The sequence below is a fragment of the Ramlibacter montanisoli genome (assembly GCF_013087525.1).
Taxonomy (GTDB): Bacteria; Pseudomonadota; Gammaproteobacteria; order Burkholderiales; family Burkholderiaceae_C; genus Ramlibacter; species Ramlibacter montanisoli.
On sequence record NZ_JABFCS010000002.1, the window covers coordinates 177,374 to 202,117 of the forward strand.

16 protein-coding genes and 6 pseudogenes are annotated in these 24,744 nt (G+C 69.4%); 7 read left to right on the forward strand and 15 right to left on the reverse strand.

Going from position 1 to position 24,744, the window contains the following annotated elements; genetic code table 11:
• Nucleotides 1–17: 17 nt before the first annotated feature.
• The 13 genes and pseudogenes from HK415_RS23060 to HK415_RS23120 all read right to left on the reverse strand — a co-directional run bounded on the left by HK415_RS23060 (nt 18) and on the right by HK415_RS23120 (nt 14,118).
• The gene (locus tag HK415_RS23060) at nt 18–1,322 is read right to left on the reverse strand and encodes an MFS transporter (RefSeq protein ID WP_216370084.1); all 1,305 of its coding nucleotides are present in this window, start codon (nt 1,320–1,322) and stop codon (nt 18–20) included.
• A gap of 9 nt (nt 1,323–1,331) precedes the next feature.
• Nucleotides 1,332–2,845 (reverse strand): annotated as a pseudogene (locus HK415_RS23065) (M81 family metallopeptidase).
• Nucleotides 2,830–4,496, reverse strand: a pseudogene (locus HK415_RS23070) (ABC transporter ATP-binding protein). Before HK415_RS23070 ends, HK415_RS23065 begins: the two co-directional pseudogenes overlap by 16 nt.
• A 4-nt stretch (nt 4,497–4,500) precedes the next feature.
• Nucleotides 4,501–5,436: an ABC transporter permease gene (locus tag HK415_RS23075; protein WP_171563726.1), complete on the reverse strand. Its 936-nt coding sequence runs from the start codon at nt 5,434–5,436 to the stop codon at nt 4,501–4,503.
• Nucleotides 5,437–5,443: 7 nt separating this feature from the next.
• Nucleotides 5,444–6,385 carry an ABC transporter permease gene (locus tag HK415_RS23080; protein WP_171563727.1) on the reverse strand — a complete coding sequence of 314 codons (942 nt, stop codon included), beginning with the start codon at nt 6,383–6,385 and terminating at the stop codon, nt 5,444–5,446.
• 6 nt (nt 6,386–6,391) lie between these two features.
• Nucleotides 6,392–7,990, reverse strand: a complete 1,599-nt coding sequence (locus HK415_RS23085; RefSeq protein WP_171563728.1) for an ABC transporter substrate-binding protein — start codon at nt 7,988–7,990, stop codon at nt 6,392–6,394.
• Nucleotides 7,991–8,112: 122 nt separating this feature from the next.
• On the reverse strand, nt 8,113–8,475 hold the full coding sequence (locus HK415_RS23090; RefSeq protein ID WP_253262384.1) for a GNAT family N-acetyltransferase: 363 nt from the start codon (nt 8,473–8,475) through the stop codon (nt 8,113–8,115).
• A complete protein-coding gene (locus HK415_RS23095; protein WP_171563729.1) occupies nt 8,476–9,447 on the reverse strand; it encodes an SMP-30/gluconolactonase/LRE family protein in 972 nt (323 codons plus the stop codon).
• A gap of 8 nt (nt 9,448–9,455) precedes the next feature.
• A pseudogene (locus tag HK415_RS23100) lies at nt 9,456–10,455 on the reverse strand (NAD(P)-dependent oxidoreductase).
• Entirely contained in the window at nt 10,455–11,738 is a 1,284-nt protein-coding gene (locus HK415_RS23105; protein ID WP_171563730.1) for a TRAP transporter large permease, read from the reverse strand. Before HK415_RS23105 ends, HK415_RS23100 begins: the two are co-directional and overlap by 1 nt.
• Nucleotides 11,738–12,271 carry a TRAP transporter small permease gene (locus tag HK415_RS23110; protein ID WP_309246883.1) on the reverse strand — a complete coding sequence of 178 codons (534 nt, stop codon included), beginning with the start codon at nt 12,269–12,271 and terminating at the stop codon, nt 11,738–11,740. The genes HK415_RS23105 and HK415_RS23110 overlap by 1 nt, the downstream gene beginning before the upstream one ends.
• A 6-nt stretch (nt 12,272–12,277) precedes the next feature.
• Complete coding sequence (locus HK415_RS23115; RefSeq protein WP_171563731.1) at nt 12,278–13,258, reverse strand: TRAP transporter substrate-binding protein; 981 nt, start codon at nt 13,256–13,258, stop codon at nt 12,278–12,280.
• Between the two features lie 41 nt (nt 13,259–13,299).
• Nucleotides 13,300–14,118, reverse strand: coding sequence for an NAD-dependent epimerase/dehydratase family protein (locus HK415_RS23120; protein WP_171563732.1), 819 nt, complete (start codon nt 14,116–14,118; stop codon nt 13,300–13,302).
• Nucleotides 14,119–14,232: 114 nt separating this feature from the next.
• On the opposite strand from HK415_RS23120, the pseudogene HK415_RS23125 reads away from it, so the two are divergent.
• From HK415_RS23125 to garD, 7 genes and pseudogenes are all read left to right on the forward strand, one after another.
• Nucleotides 14,233–14,950, forward strand: a pseudogene (locus HK415_RS23125) (FadR/GntR family transcriptional regulator).
• Nucleotides 14,951–15,028: 78 nt separating this feature from the next.
• A complete protein-coding gene (kdgD, locus tag HK415_RS23130) occupies nt 15,029–15,940 on the forward strand; it encodes a 5-dehydro-4-deoxyglucarate dehydratase (RefSeq protein WP_171563733.1) in 912 nt (303 codons plus the stop codon).
• Nucleotides 15,941–15,978: 38 nt separating this feature from the next.
• Entirely contained in the window at nt 15,979–16,932 is a 954-nt protein-coding gene (locus tag HK415_RS23135) for a Bug family tripartite tricarboxylate transporter substrate binding protein (protein WP_373684675.1), read from the forward strand.
• Between the two features lie 2 nt (nt 16,933–16,934).
• Nucleotides 16,935–18,261: pseudogene (gene gudD, locus HK415_RS23140) on the forward strand (glucarate dehydratase).
• A 128-nt stretch (nt 18,262–18,389) separates the two neighbouring features.
• A complete protein-coding gene (locus tag HK415_RS23145) occupies nt 18,390–19,829 on the forward strand; it encodes an aldehyde dehydrogenase family protein (protein ID WP_171563735.1) in 1,440 nt (479 codons plus the stop codon).
• 28 nt (nt 19,830–19,857) lie between these two features.
• Nucleotides 19,858–20,829 carry a Bug family tripartite tricarboxylate transporter substrate binding protein gene (locus HK415_RS23150; RefSeq protein WP_171563736.1) on the forward strand — a complete coding sequence of 324 codons (972 nt, stop codon included), beginning with the start codon at nt 19,858–19,860 and terminating at the stop codon, nt 20,827–20,829.
• Nucleotides 20,829–22,388 (forward strand): annotated as a pseudogene (garD, locus tag HK415_RS23155) (galactarate dehydratase). The gene HK415_RS23150 and the pseudogene garD overlap by 1 nt, the downstream one beginning before the upstream one ends.
• Here garD and HK415_RS23160 read toward each other — a convergent pair.
• Both HK415_RS23160 and HK415_RS23165 read right to left on the reverse strand, forming a co-directional pair.
• Nucleotides 22,366–23,412: an NUDIX domain-containing protein gene (locus HK415_RS23160; RefSeq protein ID WP_171563737.1), complete on the reverse strand. Its 1,047-nt coding sequence runs from the start codon at nt 23,410–23,412 to the stop codon at nt 22,366–22,368. The pseudogene garD and the gene HK415_RS23160 sit on opposite strands and share 23 nt — an antisense overlap.
• A gap of 23 nt (nt 23,413–23,435) precedes the next feature.
• Nucleotides 23,436–24,737: a lytic murein transglycosylase gene (locus HK415_RS23165; protein ID WP_171563738.1), complete on the reverse strand. Its 1,302-nt coding sequence runs from the start codon at nt 24,735–24,737 to the stop codon at nt 23,436–23,438.
• Between the last annotated feature and the right edge of the window lie 7 nt (nt 24,738–24,744).

Consider the following 24,744-nt stretch of genomic DNA (forward strand, 5'->3'; position numbering starts at 1 on the left):
CGACCCGCCGCCCCACCCTAGGCCTGCACCACCCTCACCCTTCCCGCCACCACCCGCACCCCACTCGGCTTCGCCCGCCAGATCGCAAACGCCGACAGCACCGAGCACCCGATCGCCACCCAGAAGGCGATCGTGTAGCTCCCGGCGCGATCGTGCACGAACCCCATGAACCACGGCCCCAGCGCGCCGCCCGCCAGCGCGCTGAGGCTCAGCGTCCCGAAAATGATCCCGTACTGCTTTCCCTCGAAAATCTCCGCGGGAATGGCGCCGAACACGGACGTCAGGCCGTAGCCGATCGCGCCTTGCGCGATCACCATGGCGTAGAGCAGTCCGACATTGGGAAACGAGGGCAGCAGGAGCAGCCCCACATAGGTCATGCAGAACCCCAGGTTGCCGATCGCCCAGACGATCTCGCGTCCGATCCGGTCCGAGAGCCAGCCCAGCGCGATCTGCCCCGGCACGCCCGCCAGGCTCACCACGCCCAGCGCCAATGCCGCCTGCTGCGCGCTGAACCCGATCTCGGTGATATACCGCGTCTGGTGCACCTGCACCGCGTACCACGAGAAGAGCGCGCCGAAGTACGCCACCGCGATCCACCAGAAGCGTGCCGTGCGCATCGCGCGTGCGAGCGTCCAGTCGATGCAGGCCCAGGCGGCATCGACCACGTTCGCCACGCGGGCCTTCGCGGCCGCGGGCGTGTCGGCGTCTCCGTCCGGTGCGAGGCCGATCTCCTGCGGGCGTCGCCGGAGCAGCAGGTTGAGCGGTACGAGGACGACCAGCACCGTCACGCCCAGCAAGGTGCTCCCCGCACGCCAGCCGTTCCGTTCCACGAAGGCCTGCAGCGCGGGAAGCATCACGATCGAGCCGAATCCGACGCCCGCGAAGGCGATGCTCATCGCCAGGCCGCGGCGCCGCACGAACCAGTTCGGCAGGAACAGGGCCTGGCCGCTGTAGCCGGTGAAGGTCGTGCCCGCGCCCACCAGCATGCCCAGCGTGGCGTACACATGCCAGGGCTGGCCCACGAAGGTCGCCAGCAGCAGGCCGGCGGCCGTGGCCACGACGCCGATCTCCATCACCACGCGCGGGCCATGCCTGTCCATCATCCGGCCCAGCAGCGGGCTGAGCACGGCGGCCACCACGAAACCGAACGAGAACGCGCCGGCGGTCACGCCGCGCTCCCATCCGAACTCGTCGAGGATCGGCGGGAAGAACAGCGAAAAGGCGGTGCGTGCGTTGACGCAGATGGCCATCGTCACGAAGACGACGCCGACCACGAGCCATCCGTAGAAGAACGGCAGGCGCCGTGCGAGCTTCTCGATCAAGGCGCGCCCCTAGGGCGTGCGCCGGATGTCCGCCGGCAGATGCTTCCACGGCAGGTCCGCCGGCTCCGCGGCCATCGGCCCGGCCGCCTTCGCCACCAGGATCCTGCTCGCGATCGGCGTGAAGTCCGCGCGGAAGTGGTTGCTGCTTTTCACGACGATGATCCGCTGCTGCTCCGGCTGGATGCCGACCATGCGCAGCAGCTCGCGGTCCATCAGCTGCTTCTTGCCGCCGACGACGGCGATCCGCACGCCTTCGATCTCCAGGCAGGCGCTGGGGCCGAGAGACACGGTCAGCCCCGTCATCATCGGGCCCTTGAGCGTGACGCGCCCGTCGCTGACCGCGCGCACCGTGAAGCGCCCGCGCAGCGGCGGGTCGCTCGCCTTCCCGGTGAAGGTGGGAACGGCCCGGCCCAGCGCCAGGTCGAGCGTCGCGCCCACGCCCGCCGCGCACGCGGCGCGTCCCGCTTCGGCGTCGAACATGAGGCCCAGCGCCACCTGACCCGGGAAGCGCCGGCCGGCGCCTTGCGCCAGCAGCGCGTGCAACATGCCCGTGGTGTTGCTGTCGCCGCCCGCGCCGGGGTTGTCCTGGGTGTCGGCGACGACCACCGGCCGCTCGGCACCTTCGGCGAGCGCCATCGCCTGCACCACCGCTTCGCGGGCCGGCAGGATGTCCTGTCGCCACTGGCCCGGGTCCGCCGCGCGATCGAACAGCGCCTCCACGGCCGCGCGCGTGCGGGCCTCGTCGCCGCCATGCCCCCACACCATCGGCGCGCACTCGGCGAAGTCCGAGGCCGGGAAGCCCATGCAGAAACTCAGCACGGTGCCGTGCCGGCGGTCGAGCGCGGCCAGCTCCTCGTAAATCGCCTGCGCCGGCTGCATCCAGGTGCTTTGCGCGTTGAGCGGGATCAGGAAGGGCAGGCGCTTCGCATGCATGGGCTCGCGCTGGCCGGCACGCAAGCGGCGCTTCAGGAGCTCCGCGGCGCGCGCGCCCGTCTCGGCCATGTCCACGTGCGGATAGGTGCGGTAGCCCACCAGCGCGTCGGCCTCGGCCAGCATCCTTCGGGTGACGTTCGCGTGCAGGTCGAGGCTGGCCACGATGGGCACCGCGGGGCCGACCAGCGCGCGCAGGCGCGCGATCAGTTCGCCTTCGGTGTCGGGCACGTGTTCGGCGACGGCGGCGCCGTGCAGGTCCAGGTAGATGCCGTCCAGGCCGCCGGGCTGCGCGCAGGCGGCCTGCACGTCTTCAAGGATCGCGCCGGCGATCCGCTCGAAGGCATCCTGCGTGACATGGCTCGAAGGAATCGCCCCCGCCCAGCAGGAAGGCACGCACTCCCAGCCGAAGGCGCGGGCCGCATCGATGAAACCCGCCACCGGGATGTTGACGCCCTGCAGCCGCTCCACCATCGCCGGGCCGCGCACGAACGCGGGGAAGGAATCCCCCGGTTGAACGCCTCCCAGTCCGCCAGGCTGGGCGCGAAGGTGTTGGTCTCGTGCTGGTAACCGGCGATCAGGAAACGGGGCATGCGGCTTCCATGGAAGGTTGTGCGCCGAACGCGAAGTCGCGCCCGGGCGCGGCGGCAAACAGCGCGCGCGTGTATTCGTGCCGCGGGTCGGCGAACACGCGGTGGGCGGGGCCCGATTCGACGATGCGGCCCTGGCTCATCACCACCAGCTGGTCGCACACCTGCGAGGCCACGCGCAGGTCGTGGGTGATGAACAGCATCGCCAGGTCCAGCCGGTCGCGGATCTCCGCCAGCAGGTCCAGCACCTGCGCCTGCACCGACACGTCGAGCGCGCTCACGGCTTCGTCGGCCACCAGCAGTTCGGGATCCATCATCAGCGCCCGGGCGATGCAGATGCGCTGCCGCTGGCCGCCGGAGAACTGGTGCGGGTAGCGGTCCATCGCCGCGGCGTCCAGGCGCACCAGCGCCAGCAGCTCGCGCGCGCGCCGCAGGGCGGCCTCGCGGGACATGCCGTAGTTCATCGGCCCCTCGACCATGGCCTCGGCCACCGAGCGGCGCGGGTTCAGGCTGCGGTAGGGATCCTGGAACACGATCTGCACGCGCTTGCGCAGCGGCCGCAGCGCCCGCTGCGACAGCGTCGCGATGTCGTCGTGCGCGGCAGGCTCATTGGGGCGGCCCAGCAGCACGCTGCCGCCGCTCGGGTCGATCAGCCGCACGATGCAGCGGGCGACGGTGCTCTTGCCGGAGCCGGACTCGCCGACGATGCCCAGCGTCTGCCCGCGGCGGATCTCGAAGGCGACGTCCTGCGCCGCGTGCACCTGGCGGCGGCGGCCGAACCAGCTGCGGCTCTCGTAGGTCTTGGCCAGGCCCCGCACGGACAGCACGACCGGCGCCTCGCTGTCCACGGCGCGCTGCTGCACGTTGAGGGTAGGCACCGCCGCGATCAGCATCTGCGTGTAGGGATGGGCGGGACGCTGCAGCACCCTCTTCTTCTCGCCGATCTCCACCAGCTCGCCCAGGCGCAGCACCGCGACCCGGTGCGCGACCTCCGAGACCACGCCGAAATCGTGGGTGATGAACAGCACGCCGGTCCCGCGCCGCGCCTGCAGCTCCAGCACCAGCTTGAGGATCTGCGCCTGCGTGGTGACGTCCAGGGCCGTGGTCGGCTCGTCGGCGATCAGCAGCACGGGGTCCAGCACCAGCGCCATCGCGATCACGATCCGCTGGCGCTGCCCCCGGAGAGCTGGTGCGGGTAGCTCGCGACGACGCGCTCGGGCTCCGGCAGCATCACCTCGCGCACGATGTCCAGGACCTTGGCGCGGCGCTGCTCCGGCCTGAGCGTGGTGTGCTCGCTCAGCACCTCGTCGATCTGCTCGCCGCAGGTCATCACCGGGTTCAGGGCCGTCATCGGCTCCTGGAAGATCATGCCCATGCGGGTGGCACGCAGTTCCCGCAGCCGCGCGGGGGAGGCGTGGGTGATGTCCTCGCCTTCCAGCACGATGCGGCCCGATTGCACCGGCAGCTGGCGCGGCAGCAGACCCATCACCGCCTGCGCCAGCACGCTCTTGCCCGATCCCGATTCGCCGACCAGGCACACGACCTCGCCGCGCCCGACCGTGAAGGAGACCTTGCGCACCGCGGCGGGGCGCTCCGCGCCGGCGGGCAGGCCGATGGTCACGTCCTCGATGGCCAGCACGGGGGTGTCGCTCATCGGCTCACACCCGGTGCGCCATCTTCGGGTCGAGCGTGTCGCGCAGGCCGTCGCCGAGGATGTTGACGGCCAGCACGGTCACCGCCAGGAAGACGCCCGGGAACAGGATGTTGTGCGGGAACTCGTTGAACTGCGCGCGGCCCTCGGCCATCACGTTGCCCCAGGTCGGAATGTCCGGCGGCAGCCCGACTCCGAGGAAGGAGAGGATCGCCTCCGTCAGGATGCCGGACGCGCAGATGAAGGTGCCCTGCACGATCAGCGGCGCCACCGTGTTGGGCAGCACGTGCCGGCGCATGATGGCCGGCGTGCTGGTGCCCATGGCGATGGCGGCCTCGACATAGGGCTCCTCGCGGATGGTGAGCACCAGCGAGCGGACGAGCCGCGTCACGCGCGGGATCTCGGGGATCGCGATCGCCACCACCACGGTCAGGATGCTGCCCCTCCACATCGCGACCAGCGCGATGGCGATCAGGATGGCGGGGATGGCCATCAGCCCGTCCATCACGCGCATCAGCACGCCGTCGACCGCGCGCAGGTAGCCGGCCAGCAGGCCAAACACGATGCCGACGGCCAGCGCCACCACGGCGGTGGCGATGCCCACGATCAGCGACACGCGGGTGCCGTAGATCACGCGGCTGTAGATGTCGCGGCCGAAGCTGTCGCTGCCGAAGGCGAAGCGGTGCCGCAGCGACTCGCCTTCCAGCGTGGTGATCTCGCCGCGCGCGCCCGGCAGCAGGTCGCGGCTGGCCGGGTCGAACAGGCTGGGGTCCACGGTCCCGAGCCAGGGCGCGGCCAGCGCGATGGCCGCGAGCAGGACGAGCACGATGCCGCCGATGCGCACCGACACGTTGCGCGCGGCCCGCCTCCAGGCGCCGGGAAGGTTCGCCGCGGGCAAGGCGGCGATCTCGGGCAGTTCGGCGGTATCGGCGGCTTGCGACATCGTGCGTTCAGTAGCGGATGCGCGGGTCGAGGAACACGTAGCTGATGTCGATCAGCAGGTTGACCAGCACGTAGGCGACGGAGAAGAACAGGATCACGCCCTGGATGGTCGGGAAGTCGCGCGCGAGCACGGCGTCCACGGTCAGCCGGCCCAGGCCCGGGATGGCGTAGACCGATTCGGTCACCACCACGCCGCCGATCAGCAGGGCGATGCCGATCCCGATGACGGTGACGATGGGCACCGCGGCGTTGGCCAGCGCGTGCCGCACGAGCACCTTGCTCTCCCGCAGGCCCTTGGCGCGGGCCGTGCGCACGTAATCCTCGCCCAGCGCTTCCAGCACCGAGGCGCGGGTGACCCGCGCGATGAGCGCGATGTAGATGATGCTGAGCGTGAACGCCGGCAGGGCCAGGTGACGCAGCCAGGGCCCAGCACCGTCAGCCAGGCGCCGGTAGCCCTGGACGGGCAGCAGGCCCAGCTTCAGGGACACCAGCCAGATCAGGAGGTAGGCGAGCACGAACACCGGCACCGAGAAGCCGAGCACCGAAAACCCCATCAAGCCCCGGTCCAGCCAGCCGCCGAAGCGCCATGCGGCCAGCACGCCGAGCGGCACCGCGACGAGGACCGCGACCACGATGGTCAGCGTGGCCAGCGAGAGCGTGGGTTCCAGCCGCTGCGCGATGAGGGTGGTGACCGGCGTCTTGTAGTAGTAGCTCTGGCCCAGGTCGCCCGTCACGACGTGCCCGAACCAGATGGCGTACTGCTCCGGCACCGAGCGGTCCAGGCCCAGGTTGGCGCGGATGCGCGCGATCTGCTCCGTCGACGCGGCGTCGCCGGCCAGCACCGCCGCCGGGTCGCCCGGCGTCAGGCGCAGCATCAGGAACACCAGGACCGAGACGACCAGCAGGACCGGCAGGGTCGCAAGCAGTCGGCGGGCCAGGAACTGCAGCATGCGCGCTTACTGGGGCCCGTTCTTCTTCAGGTTCCAGTAGAGGTTGCCGTTGGTGACGAACCAGCCCGAGATGTTCTTGGTGGCGGCCGTGGGCTGGTCGTACTCGCCCAGGGGAGCGTGCGTGCCGACCTCGAACGCCCGCGCGTGCAGCTGGTCGGCCAGCTTCTTCTTGGTGGCGTCGTCGGTGGCGCGCATGAACTCGTTGCGGATCGCCTGCATCTTCTCGTCGTTGGCCCAGCCGAACCAGCCGGACTTGTCGCCGCGCGTGTCCATGGTGGGGTTGGCGATCGGGCTCCACACGTCGAACGCCTGCCAGGCGGTGAGGAACATGTGCCAGCCGCCCTTGTCCGGCGCTTCCTTCTTGGCGCGGCGGCCCACCAGCGTCTGCCAGTCCATCGCCTGCAGGTCGACCTTGAAGCCCGCCTGCCGCAGCTGCTGGGCGGCCACGTCCGGCAGCTTCTGGATCGAGGCCAGGTCGGTCGGCTTGAGGATCACGATGGGCGTGCCGTCGTAGCCGCTCGCCTTCAGGAGCTCCTGCGCCTTCTTCATGTTGCTCTTGGCCTGGATGTCGCTGCCGGCGGTGCTGCCATAGGGCGTGCCGCAGATGAACATGCTGGCGCAGGTCTTGTACAGCGACTTGACGCCGACCTGCGCCTTGAGGAAGGGCTCCTGCGTCATGGCGGCGATGGCGGCCTGGCGCACCCTGGGATTGTCGAAGGGCTTGTGCAGGTGGTTGAAGCGGGCCATGTACTGCAGGCCGCGCGTGGAGATCGCGGGGATCTGCAGGGCGGGATCCGCCTTGACCGCCTCGTAGTGGTCGAAGGGCAGGTTCTCGATGATGTCGACCTCGCCCTTCTTCAGCGCGCTCACCTGCGCCTGCGCGTCGCGCAGCGCGAGGTTCCATTCGACCCGGTCCACGTACACGCGCTTGCCGCCGGTGGTGCCCGAGGGCGGCTCGCTGCGCGGCACGTACTTCGGGTTCTTGACGTACACCGCCTTGTCGCCCGGCTTGAACTCGTCCTTCCTGAAGATGTAGGGGCCGGAGCCGATGTGCTCCTCGATCTGCTTGAAGGCATCGGTCTCGGCGATGCGCTTGGGCATGATGAAGGGCACGTTCGAACTCGGCTTGCCCAGCGCCTCCAGCATGAAGCCGTTGGCCTCGTTCAGGAAGATGCGGAAGGTGTCCGGTTGCGGCGAGTCCATGCGCTGCACGAACTGCATCAGCGCCGAACCCATCGCGTCGCGCTTGCCCCAGCGCTGCAGGCTGGCGATGACGTCCTCGCCGGTGACCGGCTTGCCGTCGTGGAACTCCAGCCCCTTGCGCAGCTTGAAGGTCCACAGGCGCTTGTCCGGGCTTTCCGTCCAGCTCTCCACCATCTGCGGCTTGATGCGCGCGTCCGCGTCGGTGCCGAACAGCGTGTCGTAGATCATGTAGCCGTGGTTCCGGCTCATGTACGCGGTGGTCCAGATCGGGTCCAGGATCGCGAGGTTGGAGTGCGGCACGATCCGCAGGACGTTGGCCTGCGCCCAGCTGCTGCCCGCGGGCACCAGCGCGGCGGCGGCCAGGGCCGCGGAGAGGATGAGGCTGCGACGGGAAGCTTTCATCGGGCAGGTCTCCTTGGGCGGACCATTCTGCGCGGCACCCCCGGCCGGACACCCGGGCAAACCCGGGAGCCTGCCGAACCCTCGGGCCCGGCCCGCCGCGGACGCGGCGGCAGAGTCGGAAGTCAGATCCTGTACGCCCTGCGGCTTTCGGGCGACACGACGTCCTGGTACTCCGGATGCTTGCGTAGGAAAGCCGCGATGAACGGACACACGGGGATCGCCATCAGCGAGCGACGGCGCACCTCATCCAGCGCCTTCGCCGCGATGGCGGAGCCGATGCCGCGACCCTCGAAGGCCGGCAGCACCTCCGTATGGGTGAAGAGCAGGCCTGTCTTCAGCACGTTGTACTCCGAGAAGGCGGCGAGCTCTCCATCGACGTGCAGCTCGAAGCGGTGCATGGGCTGGTTGTCCAGGAAGCGGAAATTGTCGCTGGCGGGTGCTGGCTCCATGAGGGGTTCCTTCGCGCGTCTTCGGTGCTTCTCCATCTACACGCACCCCTGCGTATTCACATACAGCGCGTACACCGAGTGGCTCGCCGCCATGAACAGCCGATTGCGGTGGCGGCCGCCGAAGCAGACGTTGGCGCAGCGCTCGGGCAGGTGGATGTGGCCGATCGCGGTGCCGTCGGGGGCGAAGACGCGCACGCCATCGAGTTCCTCGGCGTCGGCGCCCGGCGCGCCGGTGCTGCCCCAGCCGCACCACAGGTTGCCCGCGATGTCGACGCGGAAGCCGTCGATGGCGCCGTGGCCCTGCGCGTCGACCGCCAGCCGCTTGTTCGACAGGCGCCCGTCCTTGCCGTGGTCGTACGCCCAGATCCTGCGGTGCGGCGTGGCGCGGCTCTCCACCACGTAGAGCACGGCCTCGTCGGGCGAGAAGGCCAGGCCGTTGGGCCCGGCCAGGTCCGCCAGCACCTGCTGCAGCTTGCCGTCGGGCGCGATGCGGTACACGGCTTGCGGCAGTTCGGGTTCTGCCAGCTCCCCTTCCCAGTAACCGGCGATGCCGAAAGGCGGGTCGGTGAACCAGACGCTGCCGTCTTTCGCGCACACGATGTCGTTGGGCGAGTTCAGGCGCTTGCCTTCGAAGCGCTCGGCCAGCACGGTGATGCTGCCGTCGTACTCGGTGCGCGTGACGCGCCGCGTGAGGTGCTCGCAGGTGAGCAGCCGGCCCTGGCGGTCGCGCGCCATGCCGTTCGCGTTGTTCGAGGGCACGCGGAACTCGCTCACGGTGCCGGAGGCCTCGTCCCAGCGCAGGATGCGGTTGTTGGGGATGTCGGAGACCAGCAGGTAGCGGCCGTCGCCGAACCACACGGGGCCTTCGGCCCAGCGCAGGCCGGTGGCGATCCGTTCCACCGTGCCGCTGAACAGGCGCAACTTGAGGAAGCGCTCGTCGAGCACCTCGATGCGCGGGTCGGGGTAACGGGCGCTGGCTTCGAAGGACGGGGGCGTAGCAGCGGGCATGGTGGCCTTCAGTCTGCCATGAGCAGGTGCAGGCGCGTGGCCTGCGCGGCATTCAGGGCGCCGGACGGCATGCGGCCGGCGAGCAGTTCCGCGAGCTGCGCCACGGTCTCGCGCGACTGGTGCTCCACCGCCTGCGGCGTGAGCCCGCCGGTGTGTGGCGTGGCGATCACGCGGGGATGCGCCGCCAGTGCCGGCGAAGGCATCTGGTCCGGTGCGCGGCCCACGTCCATTGCACACCCCGCGAGCCGACCGCTGTCCAGCGCGCGCAGCAGCGCGGCCTCGTCCACCAGCTCGCCACGCGAGGCATTGACGAAGAAGGCGCCCGGCTTCATGGCGCCGAAGCGCTTCGCGTCCATCAGGTTCTCGTTCTGCGGGACCGCGGGGGCCAGGCACACCACGTGATCCACCTGCGGCAGCAGTTGCTCCAGGGACAGCTTGGTGAAGGGCGGCGGCACGTCCGCGAAGGGATCCGCCACCAGCACGCGCATCCCCAGGGCCTGCGCGATCTCGCACAGCCTGCGGCCGATCGCGCCGTAGCCGATCACGCCTAGCGTGGCGCCGCGCAGTTCATTGCCCATGCGCACCGCCGGCTGCGCGCCCGTGCGGAACGCATGCACCGAATCACCGATGTCGCGCGCCAGCGCGATCATCGTGCCCAGCACCCACACCCGCCACCGCGTTGCCGAAGCCGGCGCTGGCGTGCGTGACGAGCACGCCGTGGGCACTCGCCGCGGCAAGGTCGATGTTGCGCGCATCCACCGCGCAGCGCTGGAACACGGCCAGCCCGGGCAGCGCGGCGAACAGCGTCGCCGGCGCGGCCGCCTGGCGGTCGCTGATGATCACGGCGCAGCCGCGCGCCGCGTCGACCAGCGCCTGGCCCACCAGCGGCGCGTCGCTCTCGTTCAGGCGCACGTCGGCAATGCCCTGCAGCTCGGCCAGCGCCGTCGCCCCATAGTAGTTGCGCCGCGCCGTCGCGCCGAAGGTCAGGAGCACGCGCGGCTTGCGCATCACTTGAACATCAGGTTGGGCAGCCACAGCGAGATGGCGGGAATGTAGGTCACCATCGCCAGCACCAGCAGCATGGCGCCGAAGAAGGGATAGAGCGCCTGCACCACCGTCTCGATCTTCAGCTTGGCGACCGCGCTGCCCACGAACAGCACGGCGCCCACCGGCGGCGTCAGCAGTCCGATGCCCAGGTTGACCATCATGATCATGCCGAAGTGCACCGGGTCCACGCCCAGCTTGGTCACCAGCGGCAGCAGGATGGGCGTCAGGATCAGGATCAGGGGCGCCATGTCCATCAGCGTGCCCAGCACCAGCAGCAGCACGTTGATCATCAGCAGGATCACGTAGCGGTTGTCCGAGAGCGCCGCGAAGAAGCCGGTGACCTTCAGCGGGATCTGCATCAGCGTCATGATGTAGCCGAAGCTCGCCGCGAAGCCGATCAGGATCATCACGATCGACACCGTCTTGACCGTGCGGTGGACCAGCTTGGGCAGCTCGCTCCACTTGTAGTCGCGGTAGATGAACATGGTGACGAAGAAGGCCCACACCACCGCGATCGAGGCCGACTCGGTGGCGGTGAACACGCCCGAGAGGATGCCGCCCAGGATGATGAACAGCGTGGCCAGGCCCCACAGCGCATCCGCGCAGATGCGCAGCGCCTGCCGCAGCGGGATCACCTCGCCCTTGGGAAAGTTGCGCTTCTTCGCGATGAACAGGCACAGGATCGCCAGCGTCAGCCCGAGCAGCAGCCCGGGGAACACGCCGGCCATGAACAGCGCGCCGATCGACACGCCGCCACCCGCGGCCAGCGAATAGATCACCGCGTTGTGGCTGGGCGGGATCAGGATCGCCTGCACCGAGCCGCTGACCGTCACAGCGGTGGCGAAGTCGCGCGGATAGCCCTTGCGCTCCATCTCCGGGATCAGCACCGAGCCGATCGAGGCCGTGTCCGCCACCGAGGATCCGGAGATCGCGCCGAAGAAGGTGGAGGCCAGGATGTTCACGAGCGACAGCCCGCCGCGGATGAAGCCCACCAGCACGCCGGCGAAGGCGACCAGCCGGCGCGACATGCCGCCCTCGGCCATGATGGCGCCGGCCAGCACGAAGAAGGGAATCGCGAGCAGGGAGAACTTGTTGACGCCGGAGGCGATCTGGATCATCACAGCGTCCAGCGGCAGCTCCATCCAGAGCGCACCGGCAAGGGCGGCCAGTCCCAGCGCATAGGCCACGGGCACGCCGACGATCATCAGCGCGAAGAAGCTTCCGAGCAGGACGAAGGTATCCATCAGATCGCTTCCTCGGCCACGCCGGGCTCGTGGTCGAAGGTGCAGACCGGCCGCGCATGCTGCGATCCGAACACGACGTGCTCCAGCACGAACAGCAGGGTGACCAGGCTGCCCAGCGGCAGCGCCAGGTAGGTGATGCCCACCGGCAGCCAGGGCAGCTCGCTGAGCGTCTGCCCCATCGTGCCTTGCACCAGCTTGAAGCCGTAGACCAGCACGAACACGCTGACGGCGAGCATCGCCAGGTGCACGAAGCCGGCACAGGCGCGCCGCAGTACGGCCGGCATGCGGTCCGTGAGCATCTGCACCGCGATGTGCGCGCCGGCGCGGTAGGCGGCCGCGGCCCCGAAGAAGGTGAACAGCACCATCATCAGGATCGCGATCGGCTCCGGCCACTGCGCCCCGAAGCCGAGCACGTAGCGCGCGAACACGCCCAGCGGGATCACCAGGCACATCACGACGAGCGCGATGCCGGAGATCCAGATGCAGGCAAGGTAGAGCCCGTCCAGCCAGCGGACGACAGGATGGTTCGCCACGAGGTCTTACTTGACGTCGGCGATGCGCTTCATCAGGTCGGCGAACTGCGCACCGTACTTCGCGCGCACCGGGGCGGTGGCGTCGTAGAAGGGCTTGGTGTCGGTGTTGATGAACTCGATGCCGGCGGCCTTGAGCTTCTGCGTGTACTCCGCCACGCTCTTGTCCCACAGGCCGCGCTGTTCCATCTGCGCCTCGCGCGAGAACTTCTTCACCAGCGCCTGTTCGTCCTTGGACAGCTTGTCCCAGGTCACCTTGGACATCACGAAGATCTCCGGGATGATCAGGTGGTTGGTCTGCGTGTAGTACTTGACGGTGGTGTACTGGTTGGAGGTGTACAGCGTCGGCGGATTGTTCTCCGCGCCGTCGATCACGCCGGTCTGCAGCGCGCCGAACACCTCGGTGTGGCCCATGGAGATGCCGTTGCCACCCATGGCGTTCATGGTGTCCACGAACAGCGGGTTGCCCATCATGCGGATCTTCTGGCCCTTCAGGTCCTCGGGCTTGCGCACCGGCTTCTTGGTGTAGAGGCTGCGCGAGCCGGAGTCCATGTAGCCCAGCGCCACCAGCCGCGCCGGGCTGTTGGTGATCTTGGTGAGGATCTCCTCGCCGATCGGTCCGTCGATGACCTTGCGCATGTGCGCCTCGTCGCGGAACACGAAGGGCATGTTGAACACGTTCACGTCCGGCACCACCGGGCCGAGCACGCCCAGCGAGATGCGCGCGATCTGGATCGCGCCCACCTGGGTCTGCTCCACCACTTCCTTCTCGCTGCCCAGCACGCCGCCGGGGAACATCTGCAGCTTGATCTTGCCCTTGGTCGCCGTTTCCAGCTTCTTGCCCAGGTTCTCGATGGCGACCACGTTGGGGTAGCCGGCGGGGTGCACGTCGGCCGCTTTCAGCGTCACGGTCTGCGCCGCGGCCGGAATGGCGGCGCAGGCGAAGGCGGCGCACAGCGTGGCCTGGATCAGGTGGCGTCGGTTCTGCATGGTGGTCTCCGTTGGTGTTGGGGATTTGCCTCGTGGCGTTTTCACTCGAAGGGGCCCATGCGCACGAAGGCGCCGCCCTGGTAGATGACTGCGGGATCGCTGCGGTCCAGCGTGGGCTGCGCGGCTTCCTTGGCCGCGCGGAAGGACTCTGAGCTGTCCCGCGGGCGGAAGCCGAGGTGGCGCGCCGGCGTGTTGTCCCACCAGGTCGTGGTGTTGTCGGACATGCCGTAGACGATGCTGTGGCCCACGACCGGGGCCGTGAGGCAGGCGACCACCAGGCGCTCGAGGTCGTCGTAGCTCAGCCAGGTGGCGAGCATGCGGCGGTCCTTGGGCTCGGGGAAGGACGAGCCGATGCGCAGGCAGGCGGTCTCGATGCCGTAGCGGTCGAAGTAGAAGCGTGCGAGGTTCTCGCCGAAGGCCTTGGACAGGCCGTAGTAGCCGTCCGGCCGCACCGGCATGGTCGCGTCGATGACTTCATCCTGGCGGTAGAAGCCGGTGACGTGGTTGGAACTGGCGAACACGATGCGCTTGACGCCATGGCGGCGCGCCGCCTCATACAGGTTGTACGCACCGACGATGTTGGCCTGCAGGATCGCGTCGAAAGGCTGCTCGGTGGAGATGCCGCCCAGGTGGACCACCGCGTCCATGCCTTGCAGCAGCGCGTCCACCGCGGCGCGGTTTTCCAGGGGCGCTTCCACGACCTCTTCGCCGGGGCCTGCGGCCTGCATCGCGGCGATGTCGCTCACCCGCAGCAGCGCGCAGCGCCGGCGCAGGCGGGGACGCAGTTCGCGCCCCAGTCCGCCGGCGGCGCCCGTGAGCAGGATGCGCCCGAGGAGAGGGGCGGATTCGGTTTGCGCCATGGGGTCCTTGCGTGGGGGGCCTGCTACAGTCCGGACAGCAGGCACTTGTCATCCCTTATCAGTCGTCGTACAAGTATTCCCGTACCGGCAAGTCGCCAAGAGAGGGTTTTCCCGATGAACGAAGTGGTCCGCCGCCGCCCCCGCAGCCTCGCCCATGACGTGGTGGACACGCTGACCGGCCGCATCCGCGATGGATCGCTGGCCACCGGCGAGAAGCTGCCCACCGAGGCGGCCATCATGGAAGAGTTCGGCGTCAGCCGCACCGTGGTGCGGGAGGCGATCTCGCGGCTGCAGGCCGCCGGCCTGGTCGAAACCCGCCACGGCGTCGGCACCTTCGTGGTCGGCCTGGGCGATGCGGCGTCCTTCCGCATCTCGCCCGACCAGCTGGGCACGCTGCAGGACGTGATCGCCGTGCTCGAACTGCGCATCGGCGTGGAGACCGAGAGCGCCGCGCTCGCCGCCATGCGCCGCACGCCGGAGAACCTGAAGACGCTGCGCAATGCGCTGGCCGCCTTCATCAGCGCGGTGGAAGAAGGCCGCGACGCCGTCGGCCCCGACTTCCAGTTCCACCTGGAGATCGCCCGCGCGACCCAGAACCACCACTTCGTGGACCTGATGGCCACGCTGGGCGGATGATGATCCCGCGCGCGCGGCTGGAACCGCCCGGCCCGCTGACGCCGGATCGCGAGGCCTATCTGCGGCGGGTGAATTCGAGCACGAGAGCATCGTCGAGGCGATCAGCCGGCAGGACCCGGAGGCGGCCCGGGCGGCCATGCGCACCCACCTGGCGAACAGCCGCGAGCGGCGGCGGCGGCTGGCGGAAGCGCGCTAAACCCCGGCGCCGGGTCGGATTTGGTGGCGGCAGCTTCCGAGCAGTTGTATGATGTCCTACCTCTTGACCGGATGCCCCATGTCCCCGAATGAACTGAAGAAGGCCCTTTCCTCCGGCCTGCTCTCCTTCCCCCTCACCGATTTCGACAGCGAACTGCGCTTCGAACCCAAGGGCTACGCCGACCGCCTCGAGTGGCTGATGCCCTATGGCGCCACCGTGCTGTTCGCCGCCGGCGGCACCGGCGAGTTCTTCTCGTTGGAGCCGCAGGAATACGCCGCCGTCATCAAGACCGCCGCGCAGACCTGCAAGGGCCGCGTGCCCATCGTCGGCGGCGCCGGCGGCGGCACCACGCTGGCCATCAAGTACGCGCAGGAAGCCGAACGCAACGGCGCCGAAGGCGTGCTGCTGCTGCCGCACTACCTGACCGAAGCCACCCAGGACGGCCTGGTGCGCCACGTCGAGGCCGTGTGCAAGAGCGTGAAGATCGGCGTGATCGTCTACAACCGCGGCGCCACCAAGCTCACCGCGGAATCGCTGCTGAAGCTGGCCGAGCGCTGCCCCAACCTGATCGGCTTCAAGGACGGCCTGGGCGACATCGAGCGCATCGTGTCCATCCGCCAGCAGCTGGGCGACCGCTTCGTCTACATCGGCGGCATGCCGACGCACGAGGTCTATGCCAACGCCTACAAGGCGCTGGGCGTGCCCACCTATTCGTCGGCGGTGTTCAACTTCATCCCGCGCACGGCGATCCAGTTCTACAACGCCTACGCCAGCGGCGACCAGACCACCGTCAGCCGCATCATCGACGAGTTCTTCCTGCCCTACCTGGCCATCCGCAACAAGGGCGAAGGCTACGCGGTGTCCATCGTCAAGGCCGGCGCCACCGTCGTCGGCAAGAGCGCCGGCCCGGTGCGCCCGCCGCTGTCGGACCTCAAGCCGCAGGAAGTGGAAGAACTGGCCGCCCTCATCCGCAAGCTCGGCACCCAATAAGCCGGCTGCATCCCCTCGTCCCTAGGAGACTCTCCATGATCAAGAAGACCCTGCTGGGCCTGGCCGTCGCCGTCGCGGCCACGGTCGCCTTCGCCTATCCCGAGAAGCCCGTCACCATCGTCGTGCCCTTCCCGCCCGGCGGTTCCACCGACAACATCGCCCGCGTGCTGGCGCAGAAGCTGTCGGAGAAGATGGGCCAGAGCTTCGTCGTCGACAACAAGGCCGGCGCCACCGGCACCATCGGCGCGGCGTTCGTGAAGCGCGCGCCCGCGGACGGCTACACGCTGTTCGTGTCCTCGCTCGGCCCCTTCGTCATCGCACCGCACCTGCTCAAGGGCGTGCAGTACGACGCGCTGAAGGACTTCGACCCGATCACGGTCGCCGTGCAGGCGCCCAACGTGCTGGCCGTGCCGGCCAGCTCGCCCTACAAGAACGTCGCCGAACTGCTGGCGGGCCTGAAGAAGAGCCCCGGCAAGGTGAGCTTCGCTTCGTCGGGCAACGGCTCCTCGGACCACCTCTCCGCCGAGCTGCTGTGGCAGCAGACCGGCACCGAAGGCCTGCACGTCCCGTACAAGGGCGGCGGCCCCGCCATCAACGACCTGCTGGGCGGCCAGGTGGAAGCGGCCTTCGTGAACATCAACAGCATCATCCAGCACATCAAGGCGGGCAAGGTGCGCGCGCTGGCGATCTCCTCGGACAAGCGCTCGCCGCTGCTGCCGGAAGTGCCGACGCTGCAGGAACAGGGCGTCAAGGGCGCGGAAGTGCAGTCATGGCAGGCGGTCGCGGCGCCCAAGGGCCTGCCCGCGGACGTCAAGGCCAGGCTGCACGCCGCCATCGCCGCTTCGCTGAACGACCCCGCGGTCAAGGACAAGCTGCTGGCGCAGGGCTTTGAGATCGTCGCCAACACGCCGGAGCAGTTCGGCCGCTTCCAGGCGATCGAATTCGCCAAGTGGAAGTCGCTGATCGAAACCCGCAAGATCACGGCCGACTGAAGATGGCTGCACCCGTCGTCAAGAGCATGCGCGTCGTCCCGGTCGCCGGGCGCGACGGCATGCTGCTCAACCTCTCGGGCGCGCATGCGCCATTTTTCACGCGCAACATCGTCATCGTCACCGACAACGCGGGCCACACCGGCCTGGGCGAGGTGCCGGGCGGCGAGAAGATCCGCCAGACGCTGGAGGACGCGCGCGCGCTGGTCGAAGGCCAGACCGTCGGCAACCTGCAGGCGATCCTGAACGCGATGCGCACGAAGTTCGCCGACCGGGATGCCGGCGGCCGCGGCAACCAGACCTTCGACCTGCGCACCACCATCCATGCGGTGACGGCGGTGGAGTCGGCGCTGCTCGACCTGCAGGGACAGCACCTCGGCGTGCCGGTGGCCGCACTGCTCGGCGAAGGCCAGCAACGCGACGCGGTGCAGATGCTCGGCTACCTGTTCTACGTCGGCGACCGCAGGAAGACCAGGCTGCCCTACGCGTCGGAACCGCAAGCGCAGGACGACTGGCTGCGCCTGCGGCACGAAGAGGCGATGACGCCGGCCGCGATCGTCCGCCTGGCGGAAGCGGCGCAGGAGCGCTACGGCTTCCAGGACTTCAAGTTGAAGGGCGGCGTGCTGCGCGGCGACGAGGAAGTCGAAGCGGTGACGGCGCTGCACGAACGCTTCCCGCAGGCGCGCGTGACGCTCGATCCCAACGGCGGCTGGCTGCTGAAGGACGCGATCCGCCTGGGCGAGAAGATGCGCGGCGTCGTGGCCTATGCCGAAGACCCGTGCGGCGCCGAGGATGGCTTCTCCGGCCGCGAGGTGATGGCGGAATTCCGCCGCGCCACCGGCCTGCCGACCGCGACCAACATGGTGGCCACCGACTGGCGCCAGATGGCGCACTCGCTGGCGCTGCAGTCCGTGGACATCCCGCTGGCCGACCCGCACTTCTGGACCATGGCCGGCTCGGTGCGCGTGGCGCAGACCTGCCGCGACTGGGGCCTCACCTGGGGCTCGCACTCCAACAACCACTTCGACATCTCTCTGGCCATGTTCACGCACGTGGGGTGCGGCCGCGCCCGGGAAGGTGACCGCGATCGACACGCACTGGATCTGGCAGGACGGCCAGCGCCTCACGCGGGATCCGCTGAAGATCGAAGGCGGCTACGTGCAGGTGTCGAAGAAGCCCGGACTCGGAATCGAGATCGACGAAGGCGAACTGGAAAAGGCCAACCGCTTGTACCAGCAGCACGGACTGGGCGCGCGCGACGACGCGATCGCGATGCAGTTCCTGGTGCCGGGGTGGAAGTTCGATCCGAAGAGGCCTTGCCTGGTCCGGTGATGTGAGTTGAATTTCTCCCTCCCCCTCTGGGGAGGGGGGGGGGTGGGGGCGCTGGGAGGCACCGCGTCGTCCAGCGCCCCCATCCCAACCTTCCCCAGAGGGGGAGGGAGTGAATGCAAGGAGACAGAATGTTCAAGAACCTCATCGCCGGCGAGTGGGTCTCCGGCCCCCGCGCCTCCCGCAACATCAACCCTTCCGACACGCGCGACCTGGTCGGCGAGTACGCGCAGGCGGATGCCGAGCAGGCGCGTGCCGCCATCGGTGCCGCCGCCAAGGCGCAGGCTGCCTGGGGCGTCTCCACGCCGCAGCAGCGCTTCGACATCCTCGACGCCGCCGGCAGCGAGATCCTCGCGCGCAAGGCCGAACTGGGTGACCTGCTGGCGCGGGAAGAAGGCAAGACACTGCCGGAAGCCATCGGCGAAGTCGCCCGCGCCGGCAACATCTTGAAGTTCTTCGCCGGCGAAGCGCTGCGCGTGGGAGGCGAAGTCGTGCCTTCGGTGCGTCCCGGCGTCGGCGTCGAAGTCACGCGCGAGCCGGTCGGCGTCGTCGGCCTGATCACGCCCTGGAACTTCCCGATCGCCATTCCCGCGTGGAAGATCGCGCCGGCCCTGGCCTTCGGCAACACCGTGGTACTCAAGCCCGCCGACCTGGTGCCGGGCAGCGCCTGGGCGCTGGCGGACATCCTGCACCGCGCGGGCCTGCCGGCCGGCGCGTTCAACCTGGTGATGGGCCGCGGCTCCGAAGTGGGGCAGGTCCTGCTGGACGACAGGCGCGTCAATGCGATCAGCTTCACCGGCTCGGTGGCCACCGGCCAGCGCATCGCGCAGGCCTGCGTCGCGCGCATGGCCAAGTTCCAGCTGGAGATGGGCGGCAAGAACCCCATGGTGGTGCTGGACGACGCCGACCTCGACGTCGCCGTCAATGCCGCCATCAACAGCGGCTTCTTCTCCACCGGCCAACGCTGCACGGCGTCCTCGCGGCTGATCGTCACGCAGGGCATCCACGACCGCTTCGTCGACGCCATGGCCAAGCGCATCCAGGCCCTCAAGGTCGACGACGCGCGCAAGGCCGGCACCGAGATCGGCCCTGTGGTGGACGAGAAGCAGCTGGCGCAGGACCTCGAGTACATCGCGATCGGCAAGGGCGAAGGCGCGCGGCTGGTCGCCGGCGGCGAAGCCATGGCGAAGAACGCCGACGGCGCACCCGGCTACTACCTGAAGCCCGCGCTGTTCGCCGACACCACGCCGCAGATGCGCATCAACCGCGAAGAGATCTTCGGCCCGGTGGTCAGCGTCCTGCGCGCGAAGGATTACGAGGAAGCGCTGCATCTGGCCAACGACACCGAGTTCGGCCTGGCCGCCGGCATCGCCACCACGTCGCTCAAGCACGCCACGCACTTCAAGCGCCACTCGCAGGCTGGCATGGTGATGGTGAACCTGCCCACCGCGGGCGTGGACTACCATGTGCCGTTCGGCGGCCGCAAGGGCTCCAGCTATGGCCCGCGCGAACAGGGCCGCTACGCCGCCGAGTTCTACACCACCGTCAAGACCGCCTACACGCAGGCCTGAACGGAACGACAACCCCAAGGAGACCCGCATGAACGTGACCCGCCGCCAGGCCGTGCTGTCCACGGCCGCAGTGCTCGCCGCGCCCGCCGCGCTGGCGCAGAAGGACAACTGGCCATCCAGGCCCCTGCGCATCGTCGTGCCCTACCCGCCCGGCGGGTCCTCGGACATCATCGCGCGCGCCATCAGCAACCTGATGGCCGAGTCGCTCAAGCAGACGGTGGTGGTGGAGAACAAGCCCGGTGCCAACGGCAACCTGGGCGCGGACTTCGTGGCCAAGTCGCCCGCGGACGGCTACACGATGCTGCTGTGCGACGTCGGCGCGCTGGCGATCTCGCCTTCGGTGTACCCCAAGCTGCCGCTCGATCCGTCCAAGGAACTGCGCGGCGTGTCCATGCTGGCGTACTCCCCGCACCTGCTGGTGGTGCACCCCTCGGTGCCGGCCAACAACCTGAAGGAACTGGTCGCGCTGTCCAGGCAGAAGGACCTGAACTTCGCCGTCAGCGGCACCGGCGGCGCGCCGCACCTGGCCGGCGTGTCGCTGGCCAGCATGGTCGGCGCCCGCTGGCAGTACGTGCCCTACAAAGGCGGCAGCCAGGCCATCTCCGACACCATCGGCGGCCAGACGCAGGTGCTCATGAACGGCATGCTGGCGACCTACCCCCACGTGCAGGGCGGCAAGCTCAAGCTGCTGGCCGTTTTCAAGCGCTCGCGCATGCCCCTGATCGGCGACGTGCCGACCATCGCCGAACAGGGCGCGCCGGGCTTCGAGTCCGGCAGCTGGCAGGGCGTGCTGGTGCCCAAGGGCACGCCGGAAGCCGTGGTGCAGAAGCTCAACGCCGCACTGGTGAGCGCCATCCGCAATCCCGAGGTGCGCGGGCGGCTGGCCGGCCAGGGCGCCGAGGTCGTCACCATGACGCCGCAGGAGCAGGACCAGTTGTTCGCCACCGAACGCAAGCGCTGGGCGCAGGTCGTGGCGGCTGCCAACATCAAGGCCGAGTGATGCCGCAGGAGCCCCTGTTCATCCGCATGCACGAGGCCGACAACGTCGCCATCGTGGCGAACGATGGTGGGCTCCCGGCCGGCACCGTGTTTCCGTCCGGCCTGACGCTGCGCGAGAAGGTGCCACAAGGCCACAAGGTGGCGCTGGTGGACCTGCCCTCGGGCACGGCGATCCGGCGCTACGACGTGACCATCGGCTACGCGCTGCAGGACATCCCGGCGGGCAGCTGGGTGCACGAGCGCCTGCTGCGCATGCCGGAGGCGCGCAGCCTGGACGATTTGCCGTTCGCGCGACGGCGAAGCGCGAGCCGCAGCCGGCGCTGCAGGGCTACACCTTCGAGGGCTACCGCAACCCGGACGGCTCGGTGGGCACGCGCAACATCCTGGCCATCACGCAGAGCGTGCAGTGCGTGGCGGGCGTCACGCGCTTCGCCATCGAGCGCATCAAGTCGCAGCTGCTGCCCCGATACCCGAACGTCGACGACGTGGTCGCGCTGGAGCACGGCTACGGCTGCGGCGTGGCGATCGACGCGCCGGACGCCGTGATCCCGATCCGCACGCTGCGCAACATCAGCCTCAACCCCAACTTCGGCGGCGAGGTGATGGTGGTGAGCCTGGGCTGCGAGAAGCTGCAGCCCGAGCGGCTGCTGCCGCCCGGCAGCATCCCGATCGCCGACCAGCGCGGCGAGCCGCAGGAGCTGGACGTGGTGTGCCTGCAGGACGACGCGCATGTCGGCTTCATGTCCATGGTCGACTCGATCCTGCGGCAGGCGGAGGTTCACCTGAAGCGATTGAACGCGCGCCGGCGCGAAACCGTGCCGGCCAGCGAACTGGTGGTGGGCGTGCAGTGCGGCGGCAGCGATGCCTTCTCCGGTGTCACGGCCAATCCCGCCGTCGGTTTCTGCACCGACCTGCTGGTGCGCGCGGGCGCCACCGTCATGTTCTCCGAGACCACCGAGGTACGCGACGGCGTGGCGCAGCTGCTGACCTCGCGCCGCGACACCCGAAGTGGCGCAGGCGATCGTGCGCGAGATGGCCTGGTACGACGCCTACCTGCAGCGCGGCAGCGTGGACCGCAGCGCCAACACCACGCCGGGCAACAAGAAGGGCGGCCTGTCCAACATCGTCGAGAAGGCGATGGGGTCCATCGTCAAGTCCGGCACCTCGCGCATCGATGCCGTGCTGCCCCCGGGCGAGAAACTCAAGGGCAAGGGCCTGGTGTACGCCGCCACGCCGGCCAGCGACTTCATCTGCGGCACGCTGCAGGTGGCGGCGGGCATGAACCTGCACGTGTTCACCACCGGCCGCGGCACGCCCTACGGGCTGGCCGAAGTGCCGGTGATCAAGGTCGCCACCCGCAGCGACCTCGCGCGGCGCTGGCACGACCTGATGGACGTCAACGCCGGCACCATCGCCGAGGGCAAGGCGAGCATCGAGGAAGTGGGCTGGGAGATGTTCCGGCTGATGCTCGAGGTGGCCAGCGGTCGCAGGAAGACCTGGGCCGAGCAGTGGAAGCTGCACAACCAGCTGGTGCTGTTCAATCCGGCGCCGGTGACGTGAGGAAGGCTTCGAGGATGTGGAAGTGGTCGTCGTGGAACTGGTCTTCCAGCGACGGCAGCTCCGCGATCGGCACCCAGCGTGCTTCCGCCGCGTCGTCGCTGCCCGCGATCTCCGGCAGCATGCGCTCGCCCAGGTCGAAGTAGAAGGCGTGCGTGATCACGCGGCCGCGCTGGCTGCGGTCCGGGTGGTCGAAGATGCGCATGGCCTTGCAGGCGTGTTCCATTTCCGAGGCCAGCAGGTGGAAGCCCGTTTCCTCCTGCAGCTCGCGCACCGCCGACTGGTAGGCCGTCTCGCGCTGCTCGATGAAGCCGCCCGGCACCGCCAGCAGGCCCTTGCCGGGCGCGCGGCCGCGCCGGATCAACAGCACGTGGCCGGCGATGCGCACGACGGCATCCACCGTGACGAACACCGGCGGATAGGGCGACATCGCCCACTTGTCATGTTCCTCGGCGAGCTCGGCCCATTCCTCGCGCAGCCTCGCCAGGAAAGGCAGCTGCGCCCAGGAACGGAGGAAGCCGATCATCGCGGGCGGCACCTGGCTGGCCAGCGCGGCCAGCGCCTCGTCCACCGAGTCCGCGGAGTAGAGCGCCGCGCGCAGTGACTTGCCGTGCACCTCGCCCTGCCGGCCGGCGTCGTGCAGCGGCCAGCCCGGAAATTCGTTGAGGTATTCGCCGGTGGGGTCCTTGCGGTGGCCCACCAGCACGATGCGCGTGCGCTCCGATCCGGTCAGCTTGGCCATCGTGGCCTGCACCTGCTGCACCCAGCGCTTCTGGTCGTAGACGTCGCGCACGGCGAGGAAGTCCACGCGCGCGCGTTCCTCCTCGCTCAAGGCCAGCCGGATCGCCTCCACCCGTTCCTCGAAGGTGAAGGGATTGCGCGGCGAGCGGGCCTGGCGCGCGGAGCCGACCAGCACCGCGCAGCGCGGCGCCAGCCGCAGCGCCTCGCGCAGCAGCGCGAGCTGCGCGTTGTGGAACAGCTGGAAGCGGCCGATGCACGCCGCCCATTCGAATTTCGGGGATGCCATGCGCCGATTCCCGGGCTCCCGCCCTAGGGCTGCATCAGCAGCTGCAGCGTGCGCTGGCCGACGCGGCGTTGCGGCGGCAGGCCCCTGGCCACGAACTCCTTCTCGATCGCATCGCGCGTGAGGCGCCCGATCACGCCGTCCGCCGTCACCTGCGCGTGGCCGCGCGAAGCCAGCCAGGCCTGCAACTGCCGCACCTGCGCGCGCGTGAGGCCGGGGTCGTCGGTCGGCCAGGGCGTGGCGAAGTCGCGGCCGCCCGAAATCTTGGTGGCCAGCAGCGCGACCTCCATCACGTAGCGCACCGAGCGGTTGTAGCGCAGGATGGTCTCGAAGTTGCGCGTGACCAGGAAGGCGGGACCCGGCAGGCCCACGGGGAAGAAGGGATGCACCTCGGGGTCGCCGGGCACCTGCAGCGGCACCGGCTGGCCGTCCGGCCCGAGCGCGGTCCAGCCTTGCGCCGCCCATTGGGACAGCGGCTTGGCGCGCTCCGGGTAGCGCTTGGACTCGCCGCCGGTGTTGAACTCCGCCTGCTGCGCCGCCGGAACCGCCACTTCGATGTACACCGGCGCGCCCAGGATCCAGCCGCCGCGCGTCTTCAGGTGGTTGGCGGTCGTGGCCCAGGCATCGGGCTCGGAATTGATGATGTCGGAGACGCCGTCGCCGTCGAAGTCCACCGCCAGCTGCTCGAAGCTGTCCGGCACGAACTGCGTGCGGCCGAAGGCGGCGGCCCAGGAGCCCTGCCAGTTCTCCGCCGGCACGCGCCGGTCGCGCAGCACGCGCACGGCGGCGAAGGCGCGCTCGCGCGACATGCAGCTGCCCGCCGCGCTCGCGGATGCGGGACAGGGCCGCAGGCAGGCCAGGCTCATCGCCGCATCGAGCACCGGGATGCGGCCCTGCGAGGGACCGTAGTTGGTCTCGATGCCGTAGATCGCGACGATGATCTCCTTGGGCACGCCGAACTGCGCCTCGATGCGCTGCAGCGTCTGCCCATCGCGCGCCAGCACGGCGCGGCCCTGCTGCACGCGCTCTTCATCGGTGGTGGCGGCCAGTTCGTCCCACCAGAAGGTCGGCTCGCCGGTGGTCACCAGCATGGACTGGCGCACGCGGTCGTCGTACTGCGCGGCGGCCGCGATGCGCTCGAAGTCCGCGCGGTGCAGGGGGCGGCCGGAAAGCTGCGTCTGCTGCGCGAGGTTCTGCACGCAGCTGGCGAACTGCTCGCGCGACAGGGGCTGCGACAGGAGCGAAGGGGAGGCGGGTTGGGCTGCGGCCGAATGGCAGAGGCAGGCGGCGAGGACCGCGCCGAGGAAGCGTTGCAGGCATGCGGGCATGCCGGGG

What these genes read in the sequence shown, in the direction of transcription:
- HK415_RS23145 (WP_171563735.1), top strand. Translation starts at nt 18,390, where the DNA reads ATGTTCAAGAACCTCATCGCCGGCGAGTGGGTCTCCGGCCCCCGCGCC.
- HK415_RS23090 (WP_253262384.1), bottom strand. Translation starts at nt 8,475, where the DNA reads ATGGAGAAGCACCGAAGACGCGCGAAGGAACCCCTCATGGAGCCAGCA.
- kdgD (WP_171563733.1), top strand. Translation starts at nt 15,029, where the DNA reads ATGTCCCCGAATGAACTGAAGAAGGCCCTTTCCTCCGGCCTGCTCTCC.
- HK415_RS23095 (WP_171563729.1), bottom strand. Translation starts at nt 9,447, where the DNA reads ATGCCCGCTGCTACGCCCCCGTCCTTCGAAGCCAGCGCCCGTTACCCC.
- HK415_RS23150 (WP_171563736.1), top strand. Translation starts at nt 19,858, where the DNA reads ATGAACGTGACCCGCCGCCAGGCCGTGCTGTCCACGGCCGCAGTGCTC.
- HK415_RS23075 (WP_171563726.1), bottom strand. Translation starts at nt 5,436, where the DNA reads ATGTCGCAAGCCGCCGATACCGCCGAACTGCCCGAGATCGCCGCCTTG.
- HK415_RS23080 (WP_171563727.1), bottom strand. Translation starts at nt 6,385, where the DNA reads ATGCTGCAGTTCCTGGCCCGCCGACTGCTTGCGACCCTGCCGGTCCTG.
- HK415_RS23115 (WP_171563731.1), bottom strand. Translation starts at nt 13,258, where the DNA reads ATGCAGAACCGACGCCACCTGATCCAGGCCACGCTGTGCGCCGCCTTC.
- HK415_RS23160 (WP_171563737.1), bottom strand. Translation starts at nt 23,412, where the DNA reads ATGGCATCCCCGAAATTCGAATGGGCGGCGTGCATCGGCCGCTTCCAG.
- HK415_RS23165 (WP_171563738.1), bottom strand. Translation starts at nt 24,737, where the DNA reads ATGCCCGCATGCCTGCAACGCTTCCTCGGCGCGGTCCTCGCCGCCTGC.
- HK415_RS23120 (WP_171563732.1), bottom strand. Translation starts at nt 14,118, where the DNA reads ATGGCGCAAACCGAATCCGCCCCTCTCCTCGGGCGCATCCTGCTCACG.
- HK415_RS23105 (WP_171563730.1), bottom strand. Translation starts at nt 11,738, where the DNA reads ATGGATACCTTCGTCCTGCTCGGAAGCTTCTTCGCGCTGATGATCGTC.
- HK415_RS23085 (WP_171563728.1), bottom strand. Translation starts at nt 7,990, where the DNA reads ATGAAAGCTTCCCGTCGCAGCCTCATCCTCTCCGCGGCCCTGGCCGCC.